Source organism: Caulobacter sp. GW821-FHT09H08, from assembly GCF_059415885.1.
Map to the genome: position 1 here is coordinate 175,412 of NZ_JBWKOC010000004.1, position 22,406 is coordinate 197,817.

20 protein-coding genes are annotated in these 22,406 nt (G+C 68.9%); 8 read left to right on the plus strand and 12 right to left on the minus strand.

Annotated features, from left to right (window positions below; translation table 11 throughout):
- Nucleotides 1-16: 16 nt before the first annotated feature.
- The 4 genes from AC07NN_RS15250 (at nt 17) to AC07NN_RS15265 (ending at nt 5,241) form a co-directional block, all read left to right on the plus strand.
- Nucleotides 17-994: a FecR family protein gene (locus AC07NN_RS15250; protein ID WP_494642505.1), complete on the plus strand. Its 978-nt coding sequence runs from the start codon at nt 17-19 to the stop codon at nt 992-994.
- Nucleotides 995-1,099: 105 nt separating this feature from the next.
- Nucleotides 1,100-3,415 carry a TonB-dependent receptor gene (locus AC07NN_RS15255; protein WP_494642510.1) on the plus strand — a complete coding sequence of 772 codons (2,316 nt, stop codon included), beginning with the start codon at nt 1,100-1,102 and terminating at the stop codon, nt 3,413-3,415.
- A 207-nt stretch (nt 3,416-3,622) separates the two neighbouring features.
- On the plus strand, nt 3,623-4,453 hold the full coding sequence (locus AC07NN_RS15260; protein ID WP_494642516.1) for a glycosyltransferase family 2 protein: 831 nt from the start codon (nt 3,623-3,625) through the stop codon (nt 4,451-4,453).
- 11 nt (nt 4,454-4,464) lie between these two features.
- The gene (locus AC07NN_RS15265) at nt 4,465-5,241 is read left to right on the plus strand and encodes a polysaccharide deacetylase family protein (RefSeq protein WP_494642521.1); all 777 of its coding nucleotides are present in this window, start codon (nt 4,465-4,467) and stop codon (nt 5,239-5,241) included.
- Here AC07NN_RS15265 and AC07NN_RS15270 read toward each other — a convergent pair.
- Nucleotides 5,238-5,363 carry a hypothetical protein gene (locus tag AC07NN_RS15270; RefSeq protein WP_004616452.1) on the minus strand — a complete coding sequence of 42 codons (126 nt, stop codon included), beginning with the start codon at nt 5,361-5,363 and terminating at the stop codon, nt 5,238-5,240. The genes AC07NN_RS15265 and AC07NN_RS15270 overlap by 4 nt on opposite strands.
- 93 nt (nt 5,364-5,456) lie before the next feature.
- Complete coding sequence (locus AC07NN_RS15275) at nt 5,457-6,905, minus strand: protein adenylyltransferase SelO (protein ID WP_494642525.1); 1,449 nt, start codon at nt 6,903-6,905, stop codon at nt 5,457-5,459.
- A gap of 247 nt (nt 6,906-7,152) precedes the next feature.
- On the opposite strand from AC07NN_RS15275, the gene AC07NN_RS15280 reads away from it, so the two are divergent.
- Both AC07NN_RS15280 and AC07NN_RS15285 read left to right on the plus strand, forming a co-directional pair.
- On the plus strand, nt 7,153-9,672 hold the full coding sequence (locus AC07NN_RS15280; RefSeq protein WP_494642529.1) for a TonB-dependent receptor: 2,520 nt from the start codon (nt 7,153-7,155) through the stop codon (nt 9,670-9,672).
- Between the two features lie 179 nt (nt 9,673-9,851).
- On the plus strand, nt 9,852-12,269 hold the full coding sequence (locus AC07NN_RS15285) for a M20/M25/M40 family metallo-hydrolase (RefSeq protein WP_494642531.1): 2,418 nt from the start codon (nt 9,852-9,854) through the stop codon (nt 12,267-12,269).
- 144 nt (nt 12,270-12,413) lie between these two features.
- On the opposite strand, the gene AC07NN_RS15290 is transcribed toward AC07NN_RS15285, so the two are convergent.
- The 7 genes from AC07NN_RS15290 to AC07NN_RS15320 all read right to left on the minus strand — a co-directional run bounded on the left by AC07NN_RS15290 (nt 12,414) and on the right by AC07NN_RS15320 (nt 17,769).
- Nucleotides 12,414-14,276, minus strand: coding sequence for an AMP-binding protein (locus AC07NN_RS15290; protein WP_494642533.1), 1,863 nt, complete (start codon nt 14,274-14,276; stop codon nt 12,414-12,416).
- Between the two features lie 87 nt (nt 14,277-14,363).
- Nucleotides 14,364-14,576: a hypothetical protein gene (locus tag AC07NN_RS15295; protein WP_494642538.1), complete on the minus strand. Its 213-nt coding sequence runs from the start codon at nt 14,574-14,576 to the stop codon at nt 14,364-14,366.
- A gap of 99 nt (nt 14,577-14,675) precedes the next feature.
- A complete protein-coding gene (locus AC07NN_RS15300) occupies nt 14,676-15,131 on the minus strand; it encodes a DUF6491 family protein (RefSeq protein WP_494642543.1) in 456 nt (151 codons plus the stop codon).
- 72 nt (nt 15,132-15,203) lie between these two features.
- Nucleotides 15,204-16,739: a methyltransferase regulatory domain-containing protein gene (locus tag AC07NN_RS15305; protein WP_494642545.1), complete on the minus strand. Its 1,536-nt coding sequence runs from the start codon at nt 16,737-16,739 to the stop codon at nt 15,204-15,206.
- A gap of 78 nt (nt 16,740-16,817) precedes the next feature.
- Nucleotides 16,818-17,081: a hypothetical protein gene (locus AC07NN_RS15310; RefSeq protein WP_494642547.1), complete on the minus strand. Its 264-nt coding sequence runs from the start codon at nt 17,079-17,081 to the stop codon at nt 16,818-16,820.
- On the minus strand, nt 17,078-17,287 hold the full coding sequence (locus AC07NN_RS15315; protein WP_494642549.1) for a hypothetical protein: 210 nt from the start codon (nt 17,285-17,287) through the stop codon (nt 17,078-17,080). Before AC07NN_RS15315 ends, AC07NN_RS15310 begins: the two co-directional genes overlap by 4 nt.
- Nucleotides 17,288-17,424: 137 nt before the next feature.
- A complete protein-coding gene (locus tag AC07NN_RS15320; RefSeq protein WP_494642551.1) occupies nt 17,425-17,769 on the minus strand; it encodes a hypothetical protein in 345 nt (114 codons plus the stop codon).
- Between the two features lie 127 nt (nt 17,770-17,896).
- Between AC07NN_RS15320 and AC07NN_RS15325 the strand changes: the two genes are divergently transcribed.
- Nucleotides 17,897-18,142, plus strand: a complete 246-nt coding sequence (locus tag AC07NN_RS15325) for a hypothetical protein (protein ID WP_494642553.1) — start codon at nt 17,897-17,899, stop codon at nt 18,140-18,142.
- Between the two features lie 12 nt (nt 18,143-18,154).
- On the opposite strand, the gene AC07NN_RS15330 is transcribed toward AC07NN_RS15325, so the two are convergent.
- The 3 genes from AC07NN_RS15330 to AC07NN_RS15340 form a co-directional block, all read right to left on the minus strand.
- Nucleotides 18,155-18,337 carry a DUF3606 domain-containing protein gene (locus AC07NN_RS15330; RefSeq protein ID WP_494603654.1) on the minus strand — a complete coding sequence of 61 codons (183 nt, stop codon included), beginning with the start codon at nt 18,335-18,337 and terminating at the stop codon, nt 18,155-18,157.
- A complete protein-coding gene (locus tag AC07NN_RS15335; RefSeq protein ID WP_494642557.1) occupies nt 18,337-18,501 on the minus strand; it encodes a hypothetical protein in 165 nt (54 codons plus the stop codon). The genes AC07NN_RS15330 and AC07NN_RS15335 overlap by 1 nt, the downstream gene beginning before the upstream one ends.
- Before the next feature lie 1,151 nt (nt 18,502-19,652).
- Nucleotides 19,653-21,092 carry an aldehyde dehydrogenase family protein gene (locus AC07NN_RS15340; RefSeq protein ID WP_494642559.1) on the minus strand — a complete coding sequence of 480 codons (1,440 nt, stop codon included), beginning with the start codon at nt 21,090-21,092 and terminating at the stop codon, nt 19,653-19,655.
- Nucleotides 21,093-21,333: 241 nt separating this feature from the next.
- Here AC07NN_RS15340 and AC07NN_RS15345 point away from each other — a divergent pair, with 241 nt between their 5' ends.
- Nucleotides 21,334-22,401, plus strand: a complete 1,068-nt coding sequence (locus tag AC07NN_RS15345) for an alpha/beta fold hydrolase (protein ID WP_494642564.1) — start codon at nt 21,334-21,336, stop codon at nt 22,399-22,401.
- Nucleotides 22,402-22,406 lie beyond the last annotated feature (5 nt).

The window sequence follows — 22,406 nt, forward strand, 5'->3', positions numbered from 1 at the left end:
GTCGGAGCAACGCCGGATGAGCCGGTCAGCGCAACATCTGCAAGAGGCGGCCGATTGGCTGACCCGACTGCAGCGGCCGGAGGTCGATGAGACCGACTGGCTGGCGTTTGACGCCTGGCTCTGCGAGCCCGGCGCGCAGGAGGCGTATGACGCCATCCAGGCCGTCGACGAGGAAATCTTCCAGCGAGGTCCGGCTGTCCGGGGGGAACTGGCTGAACCCAAGCGCGCCGTGGCGAAACGGACGTTCTCGATCGACTGGCGTTGGCTGGGCGGTCTGGGCGCGACCGCCGCCGCGGTCGCTGTCGCCGTGGTCGTCGCGCCGTGGGGCGAGCTACTGCCGCAGCCCGACGTGCTGTACACGACCGCCAAGGGCGAGAATCGCGCCGTGGCGCTGTCCGACGGCACCCATATAGACCTGAACACCGACTCGCATGTCTCGGTGCGCCTTGAGAAGGACGCCCGCCGCGTCACGCTGCACGACGGCCAGGCCCTGTTCGACGTGGCGCACGACACCAGCCGCCCCTTCCTGATCACCGCCGGCGACGAGACCGTGCGCGTGCTGGGCACCAAGTTCGACGTCCGTCGCCGCGACGGTCAGCTGACCGTCACCGTGCTGCGCGGCCTGGTCGAGGTGGCCACCGATGGCGAGGACACCCCGGTGCGCCTGCGCCCCGGCCAGATGCTGGAACATGTCGAGGGCGCTTCCGGCATCGTCGTCCGCACCGTGACGGCCGAGGATCAGGTCGGCTGGCGCTCGGGTCGACTGATCTATCGCGACCAGCCGCTGTCGCGGATCGTCGGTGACATGAACCACTATTTCGACCGCCCGCTTCGCCTCGAAGGTGAAAAGACGGCCGCGCTCAAGTTCTCCGGCGTATTGATCGTGGATGGCCAGGATGCGATGGTCCGTCGCCTGACCAGCCTCATGCCGATTTCGGCGACGCCGAGCGATGATTCGATTGTCCTGCGCGGAAGGCCGTCCGCTCCAAACTGACGTTCTGAAGCGGACCCGACCCTGAGCCGGGTCTCGATCCTTTGCGCCGCCAGCCTCCTGGGCCTGGGCGTCAGCGGCCAAAGTGCTTCAGCCGCCGAATCCCGCGTGCGCCTGGACATCCGCAAGACCACCGCCGCCGAGACCCTGATCGAGCTGGGCGTCCGCATGGGCGTCTCGATCGGGGGCGTCGAGGCCTGCAAGGGCGCCGGCGTCCCGCTGGTCGGGACCTTCAGCCTGCGCGAAGCCCTCGACCGGGCCAGCCAGGGCAAGGGCTGCGCCTACCTCCTGGTCGATGGCCGCACCGTCCGCTTCTCGGTCGCCCGGCCTGCCGCGCCCCGCCCCGTGGTGGTCGCTCGACCGACCATCACAGCGCCCGACCCCATCGCGCCGCTGGCGCCGCTGATCATCAGCGCGGGCAAGCGTCCGCCGCGCCTGGGCAGCCTGCCCGGCGGGGTCAGCGTCATCGGCTCGCCGCAGCTTCAGGACATCGGGGTGACGGAGACCGCATCGGTCGCCCGCCAGACCGCCGGCTTCATCACCACCAATCTGGGCGCGGCGCGGAACAAGATCCTGCTGCGCGGCCTGTCCGACGGCACCTTCACCGGGCGCACCCAGTCGACGGTCGGCACCTACCTCGACGAGGTGCCCGTCAACTACAATGCGCCTGATCCCGATCTGCGCCTGATCGACGTCGACCGGATCGAGGTCCTTCGCGGCCCTCAGGGCGCGCTCTATGGCGGCGGCTCGCTGAGCGGCATCTATCGCATCGTCACGCGTCAGCCTGAGCTGGGGATCTACAGCGCCTCATTGAGCGCGACGGCGGCCGACACCCACTCCGGCTCGCCGAGCTACAGTCTGGAAGGCGTGGCCAACCTCCCCGTCAGTGACCGCTCCGCCCTGCGCGGCGCCTTCTTCTACGATGTGGACGGCGGTTATCTGGACGACGTGAACCTGCGCCTATCGAACGTTGATCGCACCACCCGTAGGGGCGGCCGCGCGGCGTGGCGTGTCGACATGAACGAGAGATGGCAGGTCAAGCTGGGCGTCACCAGCCGCAGCATTACCTCGAAGGACACCCAATACGTCACCGTGACCCCCGGCGGCCCCCGTCGCGCGAACCAGGTGCGCGAGACCCACAACAACCACCTGAACCTAGCGTCGCTGAAGATCAGCGGCTCGGGCGACTGGGGCGAGTTCGAGTCGGTCACCGGCTATGTCGCCCACAACTACGCCAGCCGCTACGACGCCACCCTGGCCCTGACCGAGTTCTCCGAGGAAGCCATCGAGCTGGGCCTCTACGACGAGGCCTCGCGCGTGCGGATGGTCGTCGAGGACGCCATCTACACCGCGCCCGCCAAGGGCCGACTGCGCTGGATGGTCGGCGCCTTCATCGCCACCAGCATCGAGGAAAGCGACGCCGACCTGCGCTCGCGGACCAACAACATCACCCGCAGCGTCTATGACGAGGATCGCAAGGACCGCCTGAACGAGTACGCCCTCTATGGCGAGGCGACCTACGACCTGGGCGGCGGCTGGAAGGCGGCGTTGGGCGGGCGGGGCTTCAAGACCACCATTCACACCCGCTCCTATGTCCTGGCCCCCGCCCCCGGCCAATCGCGCGACCTGGACCGCGAGGCCTCGTTCGACGGGTTCTCGCCGAAGGTCTCGATCCAGCGCGACCTGTCCGGCGGCGGTCTGATCTACGCCCTGACCTCGGAGGGCTATCGCGCCGGCGGCTTCAACTCGGGGGGCCTGACCACGCCGTCGGAGACCCGCCGGGTCTTCCGCCCCGACCACCTGCGTAACTACGAGATTGGGACCACCCTCAATCCGTGGGGCGGCCGGGTGAACCTGCGCGCGGCGCTGTTCTACGACGACTGGCGCAACATCCAGACCGACCAGTACTTCCCGTCGGGCCTGTCCTACACCGCCAATATCGGCGACGGCCGTAACCGAGGGCTGGAGGTCGAGGCCGCCTGGCGGGCGACGCCGCACCTGACGATCAGCGGCAACGCGCTCTTCAACGAGCCCAAGCTGACCCGCATCGCCCCCGGCTTCGGCATCGCCGAGACCGCCAGCCTGCCCGGCGTACCGGACGTTTCGTTCGGCAGCCTGGTCACCTACCAGCGGCCGATCACGGCGGCCGCGACGCTGATGCTGACGGCCGAGACCGGCTACATCGGCGAGTCCCGGCTGACCTTCGATCCGCGCTTCTCGCCTACGATGGGCGGCTACTACACCGGCAAGCTGTCGGCCCAGTTGATGACCGACCGCTGGCGCGCGGCGCTGTTCGTCAGCAATCCCTGGAACAGCTCCAGCGACACCTTCGCCTACGGCAACCCCTTCAGCTTCGGTCAGGTCCGCCAGGTGACACCGCAGCGGCCGCGCACGTGGAGCCTGTCCCTCTCGGCCAACTTCTGACCCTCCTGCGTCGGCCAACTCCTGCGTCGGAACGTCGCGGAACTGCAACAAATCTCGCCGATCGCTGGATTCCCAAGCGGTTGAGGGCCTGCGCTTTGTTTCAATTCTTACACATTTCTTAGCGCGGGACCGGGGGGCGGCGACCTCCGGCGACGTCATCATCTCGAAGCGGCTGCGGGGGCGTGGCTGTTCCTTCGGGGATTTGTGATGGCGAAGCTTTCGGCGTTGATCTGCGCTCACAACGAGGAGCAGCGTCTGCACGCCTGCCTGTCGGCCCTGTCGTTCTGCGACGAAATCGTGGTAGTCGCCGACCGCTGCAACGACGGCACCGAGACGATCGCCCGCCAGTACGGCGCCCGCGTCGTGTCGGGCATCTTCCCGATCGAAGGCCCGCGCAAGCACGCCGGCATCGCTCGCTGCACCGGCGACTGGATCCTGGAACTGGACGCCGACGAAGGCGTCACCCCCGCCTTCGCCCAGGAAATCCGCGAAACCATCGAACGCGCCGACGCCGCCGACTGGTACCAGATCCCGATCGACAACTATGTCGGCGACCAGCTGGTTCGTAACGGCTGGGGCGGCTCGTTCGGCACCTCGTCGGCCGCGCGCCTGTTCCGTCGCGGCCACAAGTCGTGGAAGGCCGAGCGCGTCCATCCGGGCGCTAAGCTGGAAGGCCGCTTCGGCGGTCGCCTGAACACCCCGCTAATGCACATGGTCGACGAGGACATCGCCGACATGTTCGCGCGCCTCTCCCGCTACACCGCCCTGAAGGGCCAGGACCTGGCCGACACCGGCAAGGTCAAGAGCCTGGCCGACGACGCCTTCCGCGGCGTGCGCCGGTTCTTCAAGTGCTACGTCTCGCGCAAGGGCTACACGGAAGGCGATCTCGGCTTCCTGATCTCGCTGATGGCGGCGCTTTATCCGATCATGTCGAACCTGCGAGCGCGCGAGATCCTGCGCAACCGCGCTCGCAACAACGACGCCATGCCGGCCCCCACGCCGCTGCCGCTGCGTCGCGCCGAGGTCGCCGCGCAGTAATCGACCGCCCCGTGGCGCACCTGCCCCTCGCCTTCCGCCTGGCCCTGGGTTCGGAGCTTTCGCTCTGGACCAAGGCCGGCCACGCGCCCGTGATCTGGTGGCGCGACGACGACGCGCGCGAGCCGACCGAGGCGCTGGACCGGCTGCTGACCCTGGCCCACCTCTTCCAGGCGCCCCTGACCCTGGCGACCATCGCCAGCCCGAACCTGCCGTCGCTGGTCCGCCGGATCGAGGCCGAGCCGGGCGTCGAGATCGCCGTGCACGGCTTCCGGCACGTCAACCGCCAGCCGGAAGGCCGGGGCTTCGGCGAGATCGTAGAGGACGACAGCGTGGAGTGGGTGCGTGGCCAGCTGCGCTCGACCGTGATGGCCTTCCACCGCGCCGGCGTCGCCCCGACCCTGTTTACGCCGCCGTGGAACAATCTGGCGCCGCAGCTGCTGGCCGCCCTGCCCGAGTCGTCGATCACGGCGGTGTCGGGCTTCGACCAGCCCGCTGGCGTCACCGACGGCGTGGCCCGGCTGGACGCGCATCTGGACGTGTTGCGCTGGAAGGGTGGCGGCCGGTTCAGGGGAACCTGGAAGTTCCTGTCGCGCATGCGGCGGCTGATGACCGAGCGACGCCTCGCCGGCCGCTGGGACGAGCCCATCGGCCTGCTGACGCATCACCTGGATCACGACCGGGCGACGTGGCTGTTCCTGGAGAAGTTCCTGATGGCGTTCCGCGTCAGCTCACGCCGCCAGCTGATGGCCGGGGTCCTGACGCAGCCGCCGACGGCGCTGAGCGCTTAGGCCGGTTCCGGACGGTCCCGCAGGCACTCGCCGATGGCGCGGGCGCAACCCGGGATGCCAAGGGCGCCGACGAACGACATCGCCACGGCGCAAACCAGCATGATCGGTTGGAAGAAGCGCATTGGGTCGGTCTCCACGCGGCGTTCGTCTGGAGGCAGTGTGCCGCAGTTCTAAGACGGAACCTTGACGGTTGTTCCGCGCTCGAACGAAAAAATTCAGAACGCGGCTTTTTTACCGCCCAAGCTTCCCAGCGCATAGACCCGCCGCGCCGCCTCGATCCGGTCGAGCTTGGCGTGGAGCGCGCTCCAGTCGTCGTCTTCGGCGATCGGGGCCCACAGCGATTCGACCTCGTCGATGATCAGTTCCTCCGGCTCGGCGCGCTGGAACACCGGATCGGCCAGACGCTCGGGGCGGTCGGGTTCGAACCCGGCCAGCTGGCGGCGGAAGGCCAGGAAGGTCTCGGTCTCGTAGAGCGCCGCGCGCGGACCAGCCAGGGCGCGGGCCTGCGAAGCCTCGCCGCCGAACCAGTCGAAGAAGAAGGGCTCCCAGCGCAGCGTATCGCCGCCTTCGGCCAGGGCGCGAAAGGCGCAGTTGACCAGCTCGACGTCCGCATCCGTATCGCGGCTCTTCACCCCCAGGCGATCCAGCATCGCCCCGCGCAGGGCCTCCCGATAGACATCGGTGAAGCCGTTCAGCGCCGAGAGCAGCCCGGCCTGCTCGCCGACCAGGGTCAGGCAGGCGGCCAGCTGCTGCAGGTTCCAGAACACCGCCTCGGGCTGGCGGCCAAAGCTGTAGAGACCCTGGTGGTCAAAATAGGCGGCGGTGAAGTTCGGATCATTGCGAGGCAGGAACCGCCAGGGGCCGTAGTCGAAGCTCTCCCCCGTCACGACCATGTTGTCGGTGTTCAGCACCCCGTGCACGAAACCGGCCGACATCCAGCGAGCCAGCAGCCGGGCGCTAGCGGCGACGGTCGCCTCCAGCAGCGCCGCCGGGCGATCGGCCGCGTCGGCCAGGTGCGGGAAGTAGGTCTCGATCACATGGTCCACGAGCTGGCCGATCAGGTCGCGGCGGTCGAAATAGGCCAGGCGCTGGAAGGTCCCGAAACGGATGTGGCTGTGCGACAGCCGGGTCAGCACCGCCGAGCGGGTCGGGCTGGGCTCGTCGCCGCGCGTCAGGGCCTCGCCGGTCTCGACCAGCGAGAAGGCGCGCGAGGTCGGAACGCCCAGGGCCTCCAGCATCGAGGCGGCCAGGATCTCGCGCACCCCGCCCTTCAGGGTCAGGCGGCCGTCGCCCGAACGCGACCAGGGCGTCTGGCCGGAGCCCTTGGTGGCAAGATCGAGCAGGCGGCCAGCACCCGTCTCGCGCAGCTGCGCGAACAGGAAGCCCCGACCGTCGCCCAGGTCAGGGTTGTAAACGCGGAACTGATGGCCGTGATAGCGCATGGCCAACGGCGTCGGCTGATTGTCCGGCAGGGCCTCGAAGCGGCCGAAATGGCGGATCCAGTCGGCGTCGCCCAGCCCCTCCAGCCCGACCGTGGCGGCGGCCCGGTCGTTGCGGAACCGCAGGATCGTCTCGGGGAAATCGGCGGCCTCGACCGGGTCCGCGAAATCGCGCCCAAGGGCCTGGAAGCGGGGATCGGGACGATAGGCGGGCGAGGAGCTCATGGGTGGTCAAATGAGACCCACCCGGCGGCGACGCAAGTCCATTTCGAATTTCGGTAACGGCCGGCGAGCGCTGTCGCTTCCCGGCAACAGAAATCGCTCGAACCTAATCATGGCAAGGGATTTCGCTTGCCGACCTCCCTGGCGGCGCCTAACCCTTGGCCATCCATTCGAACAATCGTTCGACGGAACAACGAAAAACAAAGCCGGGGGCGGGCAAGCGCTTTCGGCCAACAAACCGAGGTAGGAAATGCGCTTCACCCAGGTGCTTTGCGGCACTGCGTCCGCTGTTGTCCTCGCCGGTCTTGGCGCCACGAACGCCGCGCAGGCTCAAACGAGCGACACTCAAACCGTAGACAGCATCATCGTCACCGCCCAGAAGCGGGAACAGAACCTGCAGGACGTGCCGGTGGTGGTCACCGCCGTCGGCGCCAAGCTGCTGCAGGACACGGGCGTCAAGGACATCAAGGACCTGACGATCCTGACCCCCGGCCTGACCGTGACCTCGACCTCGTCGGAGGCCTCCACGACGGCCCGCGTGCGCGGCGTCGGCACCGTCGGCGACAACCCCGGCCTGGAAAGCTCGGTCGGCGTGGTGATCGACGGCGTCTATCGCCCCCGTAACGGCGTCGGCTTCGGCGACCTGGGCGAAATGGAGCGCATCGAAGTCCTGAAGGGTCCGCAAGGCACCCTGTTCGGCAAGAACACCTCGGCCGGCGTCATCAACGTCGTCACCAAGGAGCCCGAGTTCGGCTTCGCCGCGAACGGTGAAGTCACCCTGGGCAACTACGACGCCCACGGCGTCTCGGCCTCGGTCACCGGCCCGCTGGTCGGCGACAAGGTGGCCGGCCGCCTGTACGTCGCCGCCCGCGAGCGCGACGGCTACAACGACGTCATCACCGGCAACGGCCCGTCCAAGCGCAAGCAGGACGCCGACCAGAACTTCTACACCGTGCGCGGCCAGCTGCTGATCGTGCCGGACGACAACGCCACCTTCCGCGTCATCGCCGACTACAGCCGTCGCGACGAGAACTGCTGCGGCGCCGTGCAGATCCGCACCGGCCCGACCGCTGGCATTCTCGCCCTGGTCTCGGGCCAGGCCGCGCCGCTGGCCATGACCGCCGATCCGTTCGCCCGCGTCGCCTATTCGAACCGCGGCGCCCCGGCCAAGATCGAGGACAAGGGCGTTTCGCTGCAAGGCGACATCGACCTGCCCCACGACATGACCCTGACCAGCATCTCGGCCATCCGCCAGTGGCGCACCGACAACGGCCAGGACGCCGACTTCAGCCTCGCCGACCTCGCCTACCGCAACAAGGACGGCACCAACTATTCGCAGTTCACGACCTACACCCAGGAACTGCGCCTGGCCGGCAAGAGCGACAAGTTCGACTGGCTGGTCGGCGCCTTCCTGGCAGACGAGCGTCTCGAGACCCGCGCCAACTTCCTCTATGGCAACGACTACGAGCAGTATCTGGGCCGCCTGCTGTCGCGCTCGGCCTCCGCTCCGGCCGGCCTCCCCAACTTCATCTCGCTGCTGACGGGCCGCGCGGTGAACACGACCTTCACGCCCGGCCAGGGCCTGTATGACCGCTACGACCAGCGCGCCACGACGATCGCGCTGTTCACCAACGACACCTGGCACGTGACCGACGCGTTCGAGATCACCGCCGGCCTGCGCTACACGTCGGAGAAGAAGAAGCTCGACACCTTCCAGACGCTCAGCGACGGCGGCGTCGGCTGCGGCACGGCCCTGTCGGCCGCCGGCCAGGCCCGCATCGCCGGCATCGTCGGCGCGGCCGCCACCCCGACCGTCGTCGGCAACCTCTGCCTGCCCTGGGCCAACCCGCTGTTCAACAACCGCGGCACCAACCAGGAGCGTTCGGACAAGGAGTGGAGCGGCACGATCAAGGCCTCGTACCGCTTCTCGCCGGAGGTCTTCACCTACGCCTCGTTCGCGCGCGGCTATAAGGGCGGCGGCTTCAACCTGGACCGCACCCAGTCGTCGAACGGCCTGCCCTCGGGCGGCTCGGGCGTGACCCCGATCTTCGACACCTCGTTCCCGGCGGAGTTCGTCGACAGCTACGAAGTCGGCGTGAAGAACACCCTGTTCAACCGCACCGTCCTGTTCAACGTCAGCCTCTTCCAGCAGAAGTTCACCGACTTCCAGCTGAACACCTTCCTGGGCACCTCGTTCGTCGTGCGTTCGATCCCGGAAGTGAAGTCGTCGGGCGTCGACGCCGACTTCCTGTGGTTCACGCCGGTGCGCGGCCTGATGATCCAGAGCGGCTTCACCTATGCCGACACCAAGTACGGCAAGCAGCCGATCCCGAACGATCCGGGCAACGCCCTGGCCCTGCTGCCGGGCAGCAACCTGTCCCTGGCTCCGAAGTACTCGGCGTCGGGCTCGATGACCTACGAGACCCCGGTCGGCGACAACCTGAAGGCCCGCTTCAACCTCGGCGCCAAGTACTCGTCCTCGTACAACACGGGCTCGGACCTGTTCCCGCCGAAGATGCAGAAGAACTTCACGGTCGTGAACGGCCGCGTGGGCCTGGGCTCGGCCGACGATCGCTGGACCGTCGAGCTGTGGGGCCAGAACCTGTTCAACGAGAAGTACTATCAGGTGGCCTTCAACGGCACCCTGCAGGGCTCCTCGGGCCTGTCGGCCACGCAGGCGACCTACAGCGCCGCGCTTGACACCATCACCTACGACGCTTTCCTTGGCGCGCCGCGCACCTACGGTGTCACGTTGCGCTCCAAGTTCTAGTTCAGCCGGGAGGGGGACCCGGGGGCGCCAGCCGCGCCTCCGGCTTTCGGAAGAGGGAAGGGCGATCCGGGAAACCGGGTCGCCCTTTTCCGTTTCCGGAGCAATCAGAGGGGTTTGCGAACGGGCCGCATCACCTCAGCATGCGCCTGGGGATTCGCTTTCCAACCGGAGGCCTGCCGATGAAGACGATCCGCTTCCTCGGATTCTGGATCTGCCTGGTGCTGGGCCTTGCGCTCGGGACCTGGAGCCAGAGGCCGCCTGCCCCGGTCCCGGTCAGCGCGCCGGCGAGCGAGTTCTCGGCCGACCGCGCCATGACCGACGTGGCCGCCATCGCCCAGCGCCCCCACCCGACCGGCTCGGCCGAGATCGTCAAGGTTCGCGACCACCTGCTGGCCAGGATCAGCGAATTGGGGCTGGAGGTCTCGGTCCGTCCGGGCGAGGGCTTCTATTCGAACGCCCGCAGCCCGCGCGCCCTGACCGTGGCCGCCGTGCAGAACATCATCGCCGTGCTGCCGGGCAAGGATCGCACCCTGCCGGCCATCCTGGTGATGAGCCACTACGACTCGGTCCACAACTCGCCCGGCGCCGCCGACGACGCCACCGGCACGGCCGCCGCGCTCGAGATGGCCCGCGCTCTCAAGGCCGACGGCCCGCACCTGCGTGACGTGATCTTCCTGTTCACCGACGCCGAGGAAGCCGGCCTGCTGGGCGCCGACGCCTTCTTCGCCCGCGACCCGACACTGGCCCGCGTGGGCCTGGTCGTGAACATGGAGGCCCGAGGCGACGCCGGTCGCGCGGCCATGTTCCAGACCGGCCCCGGCAACGGCGCCCTGGTCAGCGTCTTCGCCCGCGCGGCCAAGAGCCCCTCGGCCAACTCGATGGCCTCGACGGTCTACGAGAAGATGCCCAACGACACCGACTTCACCCACGCGGTGCGCAAGGGGCTACCCGGCCTGAACCTGGCCTTCATCGACGACCAACTGGGCTACCACACGCCGCTGGCCCGTCCGGACCACCTGGAGCGCGGCAGCCTGCAGCATGTCGGCGACCAGGCCCTGCCGACCATCCGCGTCCTGGTCGACGCCGCGCAGCTGCCGGCCAAGAGCGAGAACGCCATCTATTCCGACGTGCTGGGCCTGTTCCTGGTCAGCTATCCGCCGGTGATCGGCTGGGCGCTGCTGGGCCTGGCCGGCCTGTTGATCCTGTTCACCGCTTGGCGCACCCTCAGCCTGGGCGCGGCCAGCGGCTGGGAGATCGCCCGAGGCTTCGCCGGCCTGCTGCTGCTGGCGACCACGGCCGCCCTGGTGCTGCACCTGGCCGGCCGCCTGCTGATGATCCAGGACATCCAGCGCTATTACGGCCTGCTGATCCGCTTCGATCACCTGCTGTGGGGCGCGGGCCTGCTGGCGGTCGCCGCCGGGCTGGGCGTGGCCACCGCCCAGGCGCGCGGCGCCAAGCGGCTGATCCCCTGTGTCGTCGCCCTGGCCCTGGGCGGCGCGTGCAGCCTGATCGGCGGCTTCGATCCCATCGGCCTGGGTCTCGGCGTCGGCGCCTGCGTGCTGGCCGCCCTGGCCCTGGGCTTCAAGACCGACGTGCTCGGCGCCTGGATCGGCGGGCTGCTCGTGCTGCTGATCCTAGCCATCGCCGCCCAGGTCCTGGCGCCCGGCGCGACGGTGATGCTGACCTGGCCGCTGCTGATCGCCGCCCTGGGCGCGACCCTGGTCATCGGCATCGGTGGAACGCGAAACAAGCGTGTGGCCATGGCCCTGACCCTTGTCATCGGCGCCCTGGGCGTCGTGTCCATCGCCCAGCTGACCGCCTGGGGTTCGTGGACCTTCGCCGGCGTCGGCCTGATGGAGCCGGCGATCCTGGCCCTGTTCGCCATGCTGGCCGCCCCGGCCCTGTCGCCCCTGGCCCATGACTTCGCCGCCACCCGCTGGGCCTGGCGCGCCGCCGGCCTGCTGGCCCTGGTCGGCGCCGCCCTGATCGGCAACGCCGCCCGCATCGGCGGCGAGCCGGGCCGTCCGGCCATCACCCAGGCCCTGCACGTCGCCGACCTCTCGTCCGGCAAGGCCTGGCGCGTCGCCGATCAGGATCGCCTGGACGCCTGGACCACAGCCGTCCTGCCCGCCGACGACGGCGCGGCGCCGAGGCAGCAGGCTCTGGCCCCGTTCTGGCGCGAGCCGGTCTGGATGTCGGAAGCTCGCGCCGTCCCGGTCCCCGCCCCGCAGCTGACCGTCGACCGCGCCGAGGACCGCCTGCTGGTCCGCCTGATCCCCGCCCCCGGCGCCGAACTGGTCAGTATCCGCCTGCGGCCCAGCAACGAACTCAGCGCCCCGCGCCTGAACGGCCGGCCGATCGCCCTGAAGACCGAAGCCGGCAAGTGGTCCAGCGTGACCTATCACGCCCCCGATCCGAACGGCGTGACGCTGAGCTTCACGACCTCGGGGACCGGCAAGGTCGAGGTCGCGGCCCTGGAGTACCACGAAGGCTGGCCGCAGATGGCCAAGGTCCCGCCCGCCAAGCCGGCCGACCTGATGGCCTTCGGCATGTCCGACAAGACGGCGGTGCTGGTGCGCGGTGGGCTGGGATGGTGATTTTTTGAGATCCGACTTCCCCGGCGAATGCCGGGGCCCAGATCTCAAAGCGTTTGGACTGACGGGAAGATCTCAGCGTTCGTAGCCCCCCCAGCGCCCCTCCATCTGGGCCCCGGCATTCGCCGGGGAAATCGGAAGTTTGGGTTAGACCGAGAATACGTTCTCCCCCGCCTCCTTCGCGTACAGCGCATCCACCCGCGCGGCCCGGCGATCCAGCGCACACCGCTGGTTCACATAGCCCTTGTCGGTGATCTCGCCCGCGTCGATCGAGGGCGGCTCGGTCAGGATCGTGAAGCGGCCCACACGGCGTGAAGACCCGCCCGCCGAGGCGTTGAACGCCGCCAGCCGGTCCTGGAGGATCGCCACCAGCTTCTCCAGCGGCGTGCCCGGTCCCGGGTCCGCGACCAGGGCCGCCAGCCCCGCCGGCGAGGGCCACAGCATCGCGCCGATGAACGGCTTGTCCTGGCCGGTGATCACCGCGTCGTGGATGTAGGGGCTGCAGGCGGCCACCAGGTCGGGACGCAGCACGCCGACGCTGACCCAGGTGCCGCTGTCCAACTTGAAGTCCTCGGTCACCCGGCCGTCGAAGACCAGGCCCTTGGCCGGGTCCTCCGGATCGACGAACCGCGCCGCGTCGCCCAGCTTGTAGAAGCCCTCCTCGTCGAAGGCCGCCGCCGTCCGCTCCGGATCCTTGTGGTAGCCGGCCGCCACGGTGGGGCCCTTCACCCGGACCTCGTACTTGCCGCCGCTGGGGGCCAGCTTCAGCTGGATGCCCGGCAGCGGCAGGCCGACCAGGCCGACGCGCTCGGTGATCCAATGGGTGACGGTGATCCCTTGGGTCTCCGTCGCGCCATACATGGTGGTCAGCGGGATCCGATGGCCCGTCTCGGCCACTGCCAGGGCCTGGATACGGTCATAGACGTCGTTGCTGAGCGTCGCGCCGCCATAGCCCATGTAGCGCAGGTTCTTGAAGAACGAGCGGCGCAGGACGGGGTCGTTCTCCATGGCCTCGGCCAGCATCGAGAACGCAATGGGCGCTGAGCCAAACACGATCGGCGAGACCTCGTAGAGGTTCTTGATCGTCGTCTCGAACATGCCCGGCAGCGGCTTGCCCTCGTCGATGTGCAACGTGCCACCGGCCCACAGCACGCCGTTGAAGCCGATATTGCCTGCCGAGATGTGGCTCCAGGGCATCCACTCCAGGCTCTGGGGGACCTCCTCGGTCGGCGTGTCGGTGCGAATGCCCTCCTGGCCGGCGATCACGCCCGCCATCATGCCGTGCGTCTGCGGCACGGCCTTGGGCAGTCCGGTCGAGCCGGAGGTGAACAGGTACTTGGCCACGGTCGCCGGGCCCAAGGTCTCGCGGGACGCCTCGACAGCGGCGGTCGGCGGGGTTCCCGCGACTTCGGCGAACGGGATCGTCCCCTCGGCCCCATCACCAGTGATCACCGCGATGGTCGGGTCGATGGCCTTCAGGGTCTCCAGCGCCTTGGCGAACATCGTCCCGCTCTGGGCGAAGACGACACGCGGGGCGACCTTGTCGAAGCAGTGCTTGAGCTTGGCGTGGTCGGTCGAGATCAGGCTGTAGGCCGGGCTGATCGGCGCGGCCGGAACCCCGGCGGTGTAGGCGCCCAGGGTCATCAGGGCGTGCTCGATGGCGTTGCCAGACAGGATCATGACGCTGTCGGCGTTGGTCAGCCCCTGGTCCAGCAGCCATTGGGCGACGCCTTCGACCGAGCGCAGGGCCTCGCCGTAGCTCACCTGACGCCAGGGGCCGTGGCCCGGCTCGCGCTGCTTGATGTAGGGGCGGTCGGGGTGCTCGGCGGCCTTGCGGGCGATCAGGTGGGCGATCGAGCGCGGGCCTTCGCCGGGCGCATGGTTCGAGGTGATGACCATCGACCCGTCGGGCCGCCGGTCGACGGTGACGTCGGGACCCTTCATGGCCAGGGGCTTGAACGGAACGCTGGACACGTCGCGCACGGGCGACGCGCCGTCTGGCGGCGTCATGGCCTCACTCCCTCAGGTTATCGTTGTTCTGTTGGACGTGACGTTAGCGGAACGCCGGCGCGCGGCAAGGTTGCCGTTCGGGGAGGCCTAAGCCCGCTTCCGTCGCCGCGCCGCCTTGGCCGCCGCCTCGGCGTGGGTGACCTGGGCGCTGAAGGTCTTGAGGTCGACGCCGAAGCGTTCGCCGCAGCCGCAATCGAGCACCGGCAGCATGCGCACGGCTTCGATGCTGGCCAGGGCGGGGTCGCCGCACCGGGGACAGGGAAACTCCAGCTCTACGCCGCCTACGTCCACGCCCGCCATCGGTCGCTCCGCGAGTTCGTCTCCGACTCAGAGGAGACCCCGCGAACGATGACAGTCGCTATCGGCGCCAGGCCATGTGACGTGTTGTCCGGGTCGGCCTCAGCGCGCCGCCGAGGCCAGGACCGAAACTTCCTTGGCCGTCAGGCGGCGAACGTCCGTGACGCGGCAGTGCTTGGACGCCGAAGCGATCCGCGCCACCAGTTCGGCGTTGTCGCCGGGGCAGACCAGGTCGCTGCCGCTGGCGCGGACCGACAGCTTCTCGGCCCCGTTCAGGCCCGAGCAGTCCTCGGTCAGTCGCATCTGGTAGATGCCGCCCTGCTGGGACTGGATGTAGAGCGTCTGGGCGCCCGAACGGTTGACGCCGGCGACGCCCTTGCCGTTGAAGCACTGCTTGGCGATGTTCGGGGCGGGCCCGCCATTCGGGAACGCTTCGGCCTGGGCGCGCCAGTCGAAGACGTTCGCCTGGGCCGCCGGAGCGGCCTGGTTGTCGGCCGAGGCCGGAACCGAGATCAGGGCGGCGGCGGTCATCGCGCCGATCAGCAGCACAGCCTTCATGGTCCAGCTCCCAGAACCTTTTTCAACCGCGAGCCTAGTCCAAGACCACCGCTCCCGGAAGGGACGAGATCGTCAGGCGATCCCCAGACCGCGCCAGCACGGCAGCTGGGTGTCCGCCCACGCCGTGGCCTGGACCTCCAGCGCCGCCTGGGCCGCGTCGGGAGCCAGGGGCGCGCCGCCAGCCACCAGGGCCTGGCCCTGGGACGCCAAGGTGTCGGCCGCGAACCTCGCCCACTCGGCCGGTCCGCCGCCGCCCTGCTGCAGGGCCAGCCAGAACAGCTGGTGGAAGCGCGTGACGCCGATCGAGCCGCCGGTCGTGGGCGAGGCCAGGAAGCCCAGGTCCGTCGCCTCGGCCGCCCGCCGCGCCAGCTCCAGGTTCAGGGCCCTGGCCGTTCCCGTCGAGCGCTGGATCGTGTCGGAGCCCTGCGCCGGCTGCACCACGCCCTGGCTCATCATCAGCACCAGGGCCGTCGACAGCTGCGGCAGGGCGAAGCCCTCGGGCAGGGCCGCCTCGAGGTCGCCGATCGGGCGCGGCTGGTAGTCGCTCAAGGCCTCGCGGACCATGTCGTAGAGCGGACCGCCCAGGCCCATCTCGGCATAAATGCCGCGCACCATGCCCATCGGCTCCGAGATCGGCTTGGCCAGCGCCACGCGCTGGTCGCGGACGGCCCGGCGCTGGTCGGCGGCGCTCAGTGGCGAGACCCCGCGCAGCCAATAGTCGCGCCGGAACTGGGCCTGGACCGCGAAGTCGCGGAAGCTCTGGCGCAGGGAGGCGTCGGGCAGGCTCTCCATGAAGCCGATCATGTCCGGCGACAGGTTCAGTGCGTCGACATGATCGGACAGATAGGCCGAGGTCCCGAACGCCAGCTTGGCCGAGGACAGCCTGGCCTCGACGTCGGCGAACCACATCGGGACCCAGTCGCGGTTCATGTACTCGTGGACCATGTAGGCGCGGTCCTGCTTCAGCAGGGCGTCCAGCCGCTCGTTCACGGTCGGGTTCAGCCGCGAATAGACCGGGTCGAGGTCGAAGAACCGCTTCATGGTGTTCAGCGCGGCGTCGAGATTGGCGGTGGGACCCAGGCCGGGCGCGCCCAGGGTCTCGGCGTGGCGCTTCATCAGGTGGCGCAGCGGTCCGGCCAGGGCCCAGCCGGGCTGGGTGTTGTAGGAGATGTAGACGAGGCCGCCGGGCTTCAGCTTGCGGCGCAGGAACGACAAGATCTTGGCCCGGGCGTCGTCATTGACCCAGCTCCAGACGCCGTGCAGCGCCACGAAGTCGAACTCCGGCAGGCCCGGCCGCTCGGCGAACTCGTCGAAGGCGTCGTCGAAGAAATTGGCCCTGGCCCCGCTGGCCGCCACCAGGTCACGGGCGAACACCGCCTGGGCCGGGGCGAAGTCGCAGCCCCACCATTCGATGTCGGCCTGGGTCGCCGCGTGGATTGCCGCCGAGCAGCCCTGGCCGAAACCCAGCTCGCACGCCGTCTCGATCTTCGGCGCCCGCAGGCCCTTGGTCAGCAGCGGCAAGGCCGCGCGAACGGGGTTCAGCTCGGGATAGCTGCCGTAGGTGTAGCCGGTGTCGACCACATAGCCGGCGCTCCAGTCCTCGTTCATCCGCCTCTCCCGCGTTTCGCCGACGACGCTGCGACGGCGGGCGCGGAAGGGCAAGGCCCGAGAGGCCTGGTCGGCGGCCTAGGCCTTGACGGCCTGCTCCAGCACGCTGGCGTCGACGCCGCCTTCGACGACCCGCACGCCCAGGAACTGCATCTGGCCGCCCAGATAGCTGATCTGCTCCAGCGGGACGTTTTCGTCCCGGCGCAGCCGGCGGCCGTCGTTCAGCGTCAGGCGAAGGGTCATCGTCCCAGGCGCCGCGCCGCTGGCGATGGCGGCCTGAATCTCGCCCCGGAACTGGACCGCCGGAGACTGCGGCGGCTTCGGCTTTGCGTTCTTGATCATGACCTGCCCCAGAAGCCTTGTTCGCCGCTGACCCGGATCTGGCAGGGACGCCCGGCGTCCTGCAGGCTCCGTGCCCGCCTGTGGGCGGCGGCCTTGGCGACCTCCTTGTCGGCGGACTGGCCGAAAAAGTCGCCGTCCTGCTCGACGCTCCACCCACCGTCGCGACGAATGACGGTGAGGATTGTTCGGTCGGTAATTTCACGCATGCGGCATGATTAGCATAAAATCCAAGGCGCCGCTGAACTAATCCGGCAGCGACAATCGAGCGCTTTTTTCTTGGACCTGGAAAATATTTCGACCGCTTGATTCATGTGGAAAACAGACGAAATTCTTTCACCTCTGCTCAGAAGAACTGCTCGCCGGCCGCCACGCAGCGCGCGGACCAGGAGGCTCCGCGCCATTTTACCTCGATGACGACGAAGTCCTTGCAGTGGGCGCCGGCCTCGCCGCCGATCGTGCAGACGTCGCCGCGACAGAGCGGCGGCCCCGTCCGCGCCGAGATCGTCACCTCTAGCGACCGCGTCGACCAGCCGTAGACGATCTCGTAGTCGTGCGGGCCGAACAGACTGTCTTCGGAGCAGGTCATCGGGAGCAGGTCATGGGGCGCGGCGGCCTCGTCGTCGCCCCGGCGGTCGGGCGAGCGGCGGGACCATGCGCCCTTCGCCTGGACAAAGCGAGCGGCGTTCATCGAACGCGCGCCAACCGGGTCCAGCCGTGGTAGATTGGAGCCTCATGTCGACCTGGCGACGCCTCCAGGCGCCCCGGGACCGTCCCCGGCCGATCGGCGACTTCGATCACGGCCGCATCGGAGCGACATGACCCAGGCTTCCACCAGTACAGACGCCCTGTCCCAGACCCAGCTGCGCGCCTTGCGCAGCCTGGCCGAGCGCCAACCTGGACAGGACTCCAACTTCGTCAACATCGCCGCCGCCCAGGCCCTCACGCGCCTCGGCCTGGCGCGTCATGGCGGCGGCGGCTGGGAGATCACGCCGCTGGGCCGCAACAGCCTGCTGCGCGCCGACGCCCAGGACGACGCCGACGGCGCGGCGAACGCCCGCTAGGCCGCGCCGGCCTCAGCGCTTCTTGCCGAGCTCGGCGGCGATGTCCTTGGTCATCTTGCCGACCTTGCGGTGGGCGGCGGTGAGCTGGTCGCGAGTGACGCCCCAGCGCTTCATCCAGTACTCGACGGCCTGACGCTCGCTGAGGTCCAGGCGATCCTTGTCGATGAATCCGCGCTTGTCCTTGAGACCGGCCATTACTTGCTCATCCAGGGTTTGGAGTTTCCCGCCGCGATGCTGGCGGCCTGCTGACGCTGGAACTTGCCCCCGCGCGGCGGCTTGGGCCGCGCGTCCAGGGCGGCCTGCTTGAGACGCAGGGCGCGCTGGATGGGGGTCTCGTTCGGCGGGGCGTCGGTGGTCATGGCGGGAAGCATATCCTGTGTCGGGCCGCTCGGCGACGGCTCCGCCGCCTCACGCGGCGGGGCGCTGAGGGTGTGGAAGGGACGCGGAGCGCCGGACGACGTCCGGAGGGTGATGCGTGAATACCGTTTCGACGAGGCCAGAACGCTCCGCGCGGTCGTTATCCGGTGAGCCCGCGAGACGCGGGGTCTTAACCCGCTCTCGCCGCTAGGCCCCCGACGGGCGGGCTGGAGTGGCGACCCCAGTCCCGGAATGTCTGGGCGATTTCAGCCCGGACCTGTCGCGCCGTCGAAGCCTTCGCCGCCAGGGCTTCGTCCCGATGTTTCAGGGAACCCGCCACTAGATCCGTCGCGAAGACGTCTGCCCGAAGGAAGACCGACGAGCGCTTCCCGCTCGACCACCCCTGACAGCCGTCACGATCGCCGGCCGGACGTCCCTTCCAAGCCGTCAGGTGAGGAAGAGTATGGGGGCGGGTTTAGGCGCGGATGATTGGTGACGGCGTAAAAGTTGGAAGCGGTTGATTTCGTTTGGGTTTGGATCGCGAATTCCGAGGATAGAGCACGCCCAATCCCCGTAAGGCCACCCTCTCCCCTGGGGAGAGGGCGGGCCCCATGCGCAGCATGGGAGGGTGAGGGACAACGCCACTCACCGACAAAGTCACGAAAAGTCTGGGGCTTGCGCGGACTCCGGACCGGCTTCGCCCATCCCCTCACCCTCCCACGCCTGCGGCGCGGGCCCCGCCCTCTCCCAACGGGAGAGGGTTTCAGCGCGCGATCCCGTTCGTGAAACTCGCCCTTCCTTTCGGGAAGGGAGCCATCCTTACATCTCACGGCGAGACGATCGCCGGGCTGATGCCTCCAAGAGATGTAAGGCGATCACCGACCTTAAGTCGGCTTCCGACCCTTTGCGGACGTTCCCGAACAACTCCCTCCCCCTCGTGGGGAGGGTGGCCCGCGTAGCGGGTCGGGTGGGGATCGGCGCGGGGCGGTCAAGGTTCGGGAGGCTGACGAAGCCCCACCCACCAGCTTCGCTGGTCCCCCCTCCCCACAAGGGGGAGGGAAGAGCGGTTTTCCTCCCATCGCTGCCCCAAAGCAAAAGGGCGGAGCCTCACAGCCCCGCCCTCTCAAGCTTCAAGCTCAGTGCGACCGAAGCCCTACTCCGCCGCTTCCTTCGCCGAGAATCCCAGGATCGCCTTCGTCTCCAGGAACTCGCCGAACGCGTGGTCGCCCCACTCGCGGCCGTTGCCGCTCATCTTGTAGCCGCCGAACGGGGCCATCAGGTCGGGGCTGGCGCCGTTCAGGTTCACCTGGCCGGCGCGGAGCTTGCTCGCCACCTTCCGCACGCCCTCCGGGTCCGTGCCCGAGACATAGGCCGCCAGGCCGTACTCGGTGTCGTTGCCGACGGTGATGGCTTCCTCGACCGTGTCATAGCCGAGAATCGAGACCACCGGGCCGAAGATCTCTTCCTTGGCGATGGTCATCTCGCTCTTCACGTTGGCGAAGACGGTCGGCTTCACATAGTAGCCCTTGTCCAGGCCGTCCGGCAGGCCGACGCCGCCGGTGACCAGGGTGGCGCCCTCGTCGATGCCGGCCTGGATCAGGCCCTGGATCTTCTTCCACTGCACCTCGGAGACCACCGGGCCCATCTTGTGGTTGCCGTTCGGGTCGCCGACCGTGTGGCCCTCGGCGGCGGCCTTGGCGATGGCGATGACCTCGTCCATGCGCGCGCCCGGCACCAGCATGCGGGTCGGGGCGTTGCACGACTGGCCCGAGTTCATCATCACCGAGGCGATGCCGCCGCCCACGGCGCGGGCGAAGTCGGCGTCCTCCAGGATGATGTTCGGGCTCTTGCCGCCCAGCTCCTGGTGCACGCGCTTGACGGTCGGGGCGGCGTTCTTGGCCACCTCGATGCCGGCGCGGGTGGAGCCGGTGAACGAGACCATGTCGACTTCGGGGTGGCTGGACAGGGCCGCGCCGACGGTCGGGCCATCGCCGTTGACCAGGTTGAAGACCCCGGCCGGGACGCCGGCGGCGTGCAGGATCTCGGTCCAGATATAGCCGCTGAACGGCGCGATCTCGGACGGCTTCAGCACCATGGTGCAGCCGGTGGCGATGGCGGGCGCGACCTTGCAGGCGATCTGGTTCACCGGCCAGTTCCACGGCGTGATGAAGGCGCAGACGCCGATCGGCTCCTTCACCAGGCGGGTGGTGCCGCGGTCTTCCTCGAACTTGTAGCCCTTGAGCACGGCGGCGGCGGTCTGCACGTGGGCGATGCCCATGGCGGCCTGGGCGCGCTGGGCCAGCCACGCGGGGGCGCCCATCTCCTCGGTGATGGCCTTGGCCATGTCCTCGAAGCGCTTCTGGTACTCGGCGATGATGCGCTCGAGGATGTCGATGCGCTCTTCGCGGCTGGTCTGGCTGAAGCTGTCGAACGCCTTGCGGGCGGCCCGGACGGCCTTGTCGACGTCGGCTTCCGAGCCGAGCGAGATCACGCCGGCGACCTCTTCGTTGGCCGGGTTGATGACGTCCAGCGGCTTCGGCGCGATCGGATCGACCCAGGCGCCGTCGATGTAGAACTTGGTGTACTCGCGCATGCCGTTGCTCCTGCCCTTGGGTGTCTGTGCGGCCCGCTCTGGTTGGCCCGGTAGAATTGGGGCGGCGGCGGGTCGTTTCAAACAGGCATTTAATGTGATCGGCGTTCAGGTGGGAAGCCCTTCTCGACGCCTTCGCCCAATCGTCATGCGCGCGGATTTCGCTGGCGCGGGCGATCCAGGGTGGTAGGCGACGGACGGCTCGCTCGGTTGGAGCGAGGGCGTAGGCTTTGGGGGACGTGACATGAAGCGCTTGGCTTGGATCGCGGCGGCGTTGCTGACGCTGGCGCCCGGCATGGCGATGGCCGAGGCGGCGTCGCTGAACGCCGCCTGCGCCAAGGCGGGTCAGTCGGTCTCGGAGACCGGCTTCGTCCAGATCGGCGGCATCCGCCAGTGGGTGAGCGTCGAGGGCGCCGACTGCGCCAATCCCGTGGTGCTGATCGTCCACGGCGGCCCGGGCAATCCCAACACCCCCTTCGCCCACACCCTGTTCGGCGCCTGGGCCAAGGATTTCACCGTCGTCCAGTGGGACCAACGCGGGGCGGGCAAGACCTACGCCGAGAACAGGCCGTCCGAGGACGAGCCGCTGACCATGGAGCGGCTGACCGCCGACGGGGTCGAGATGGCTCGCTACGCCACGCAGCGCTTCGGCAAGCGCAAGGTGATCCTGATGGGCGGCTCGTGGGGCTCGGCCCTGGCGGTCAACATGGCGATGGCCGCGCCGGAGCTCTTCCACGCCTATGTCGGCACGGCCCAGCTGGCCAACTACCAGGCCGACATGGCGGCCAGCTATCGCCTGACGCTCGGCCTGGCCAAGGCGGCCGGCGATACGGACGCGGTGAGCAAGTTGGAGACCCTGGGCCCGCCGCCCTGGACCAATCCCCGCGCCTTCGGCGTGCTGCGCCGGATCACCCGCAAGTACGAGGCGCTGGCGACCGAAGCGCCGCCTAAGGACTGGTTCGCCTTCGCCTCCGGCTACGACACCCCCGCCTACGAGGCCGACTACACGGCGGGCGAGGACTATTCGTTCCTGCACTTCGTGGGCCTGAAGGGCGACGGCATGGGGCCGAGGATCGACCTGGCCAAGCTGGGGACGACGTTCGCGATGCCGGTCTACATGCTGCAGGGCGAGGCGGATCTCGTCACGCCGCCGGAGGTCTCGAAGGCCTATTTCGACAAGCTGACGGCGCCGGAGAAGGTGTTCACGCCGCTGGCGCGCACGGGACACGACCCGAACCGGATCATGGTCGACGCGCAGCTGGCGGCGCTGGAGACGGTGCGGGCGCGGGCCGTGGCGGGGGACAAGCGCTAGCGGCG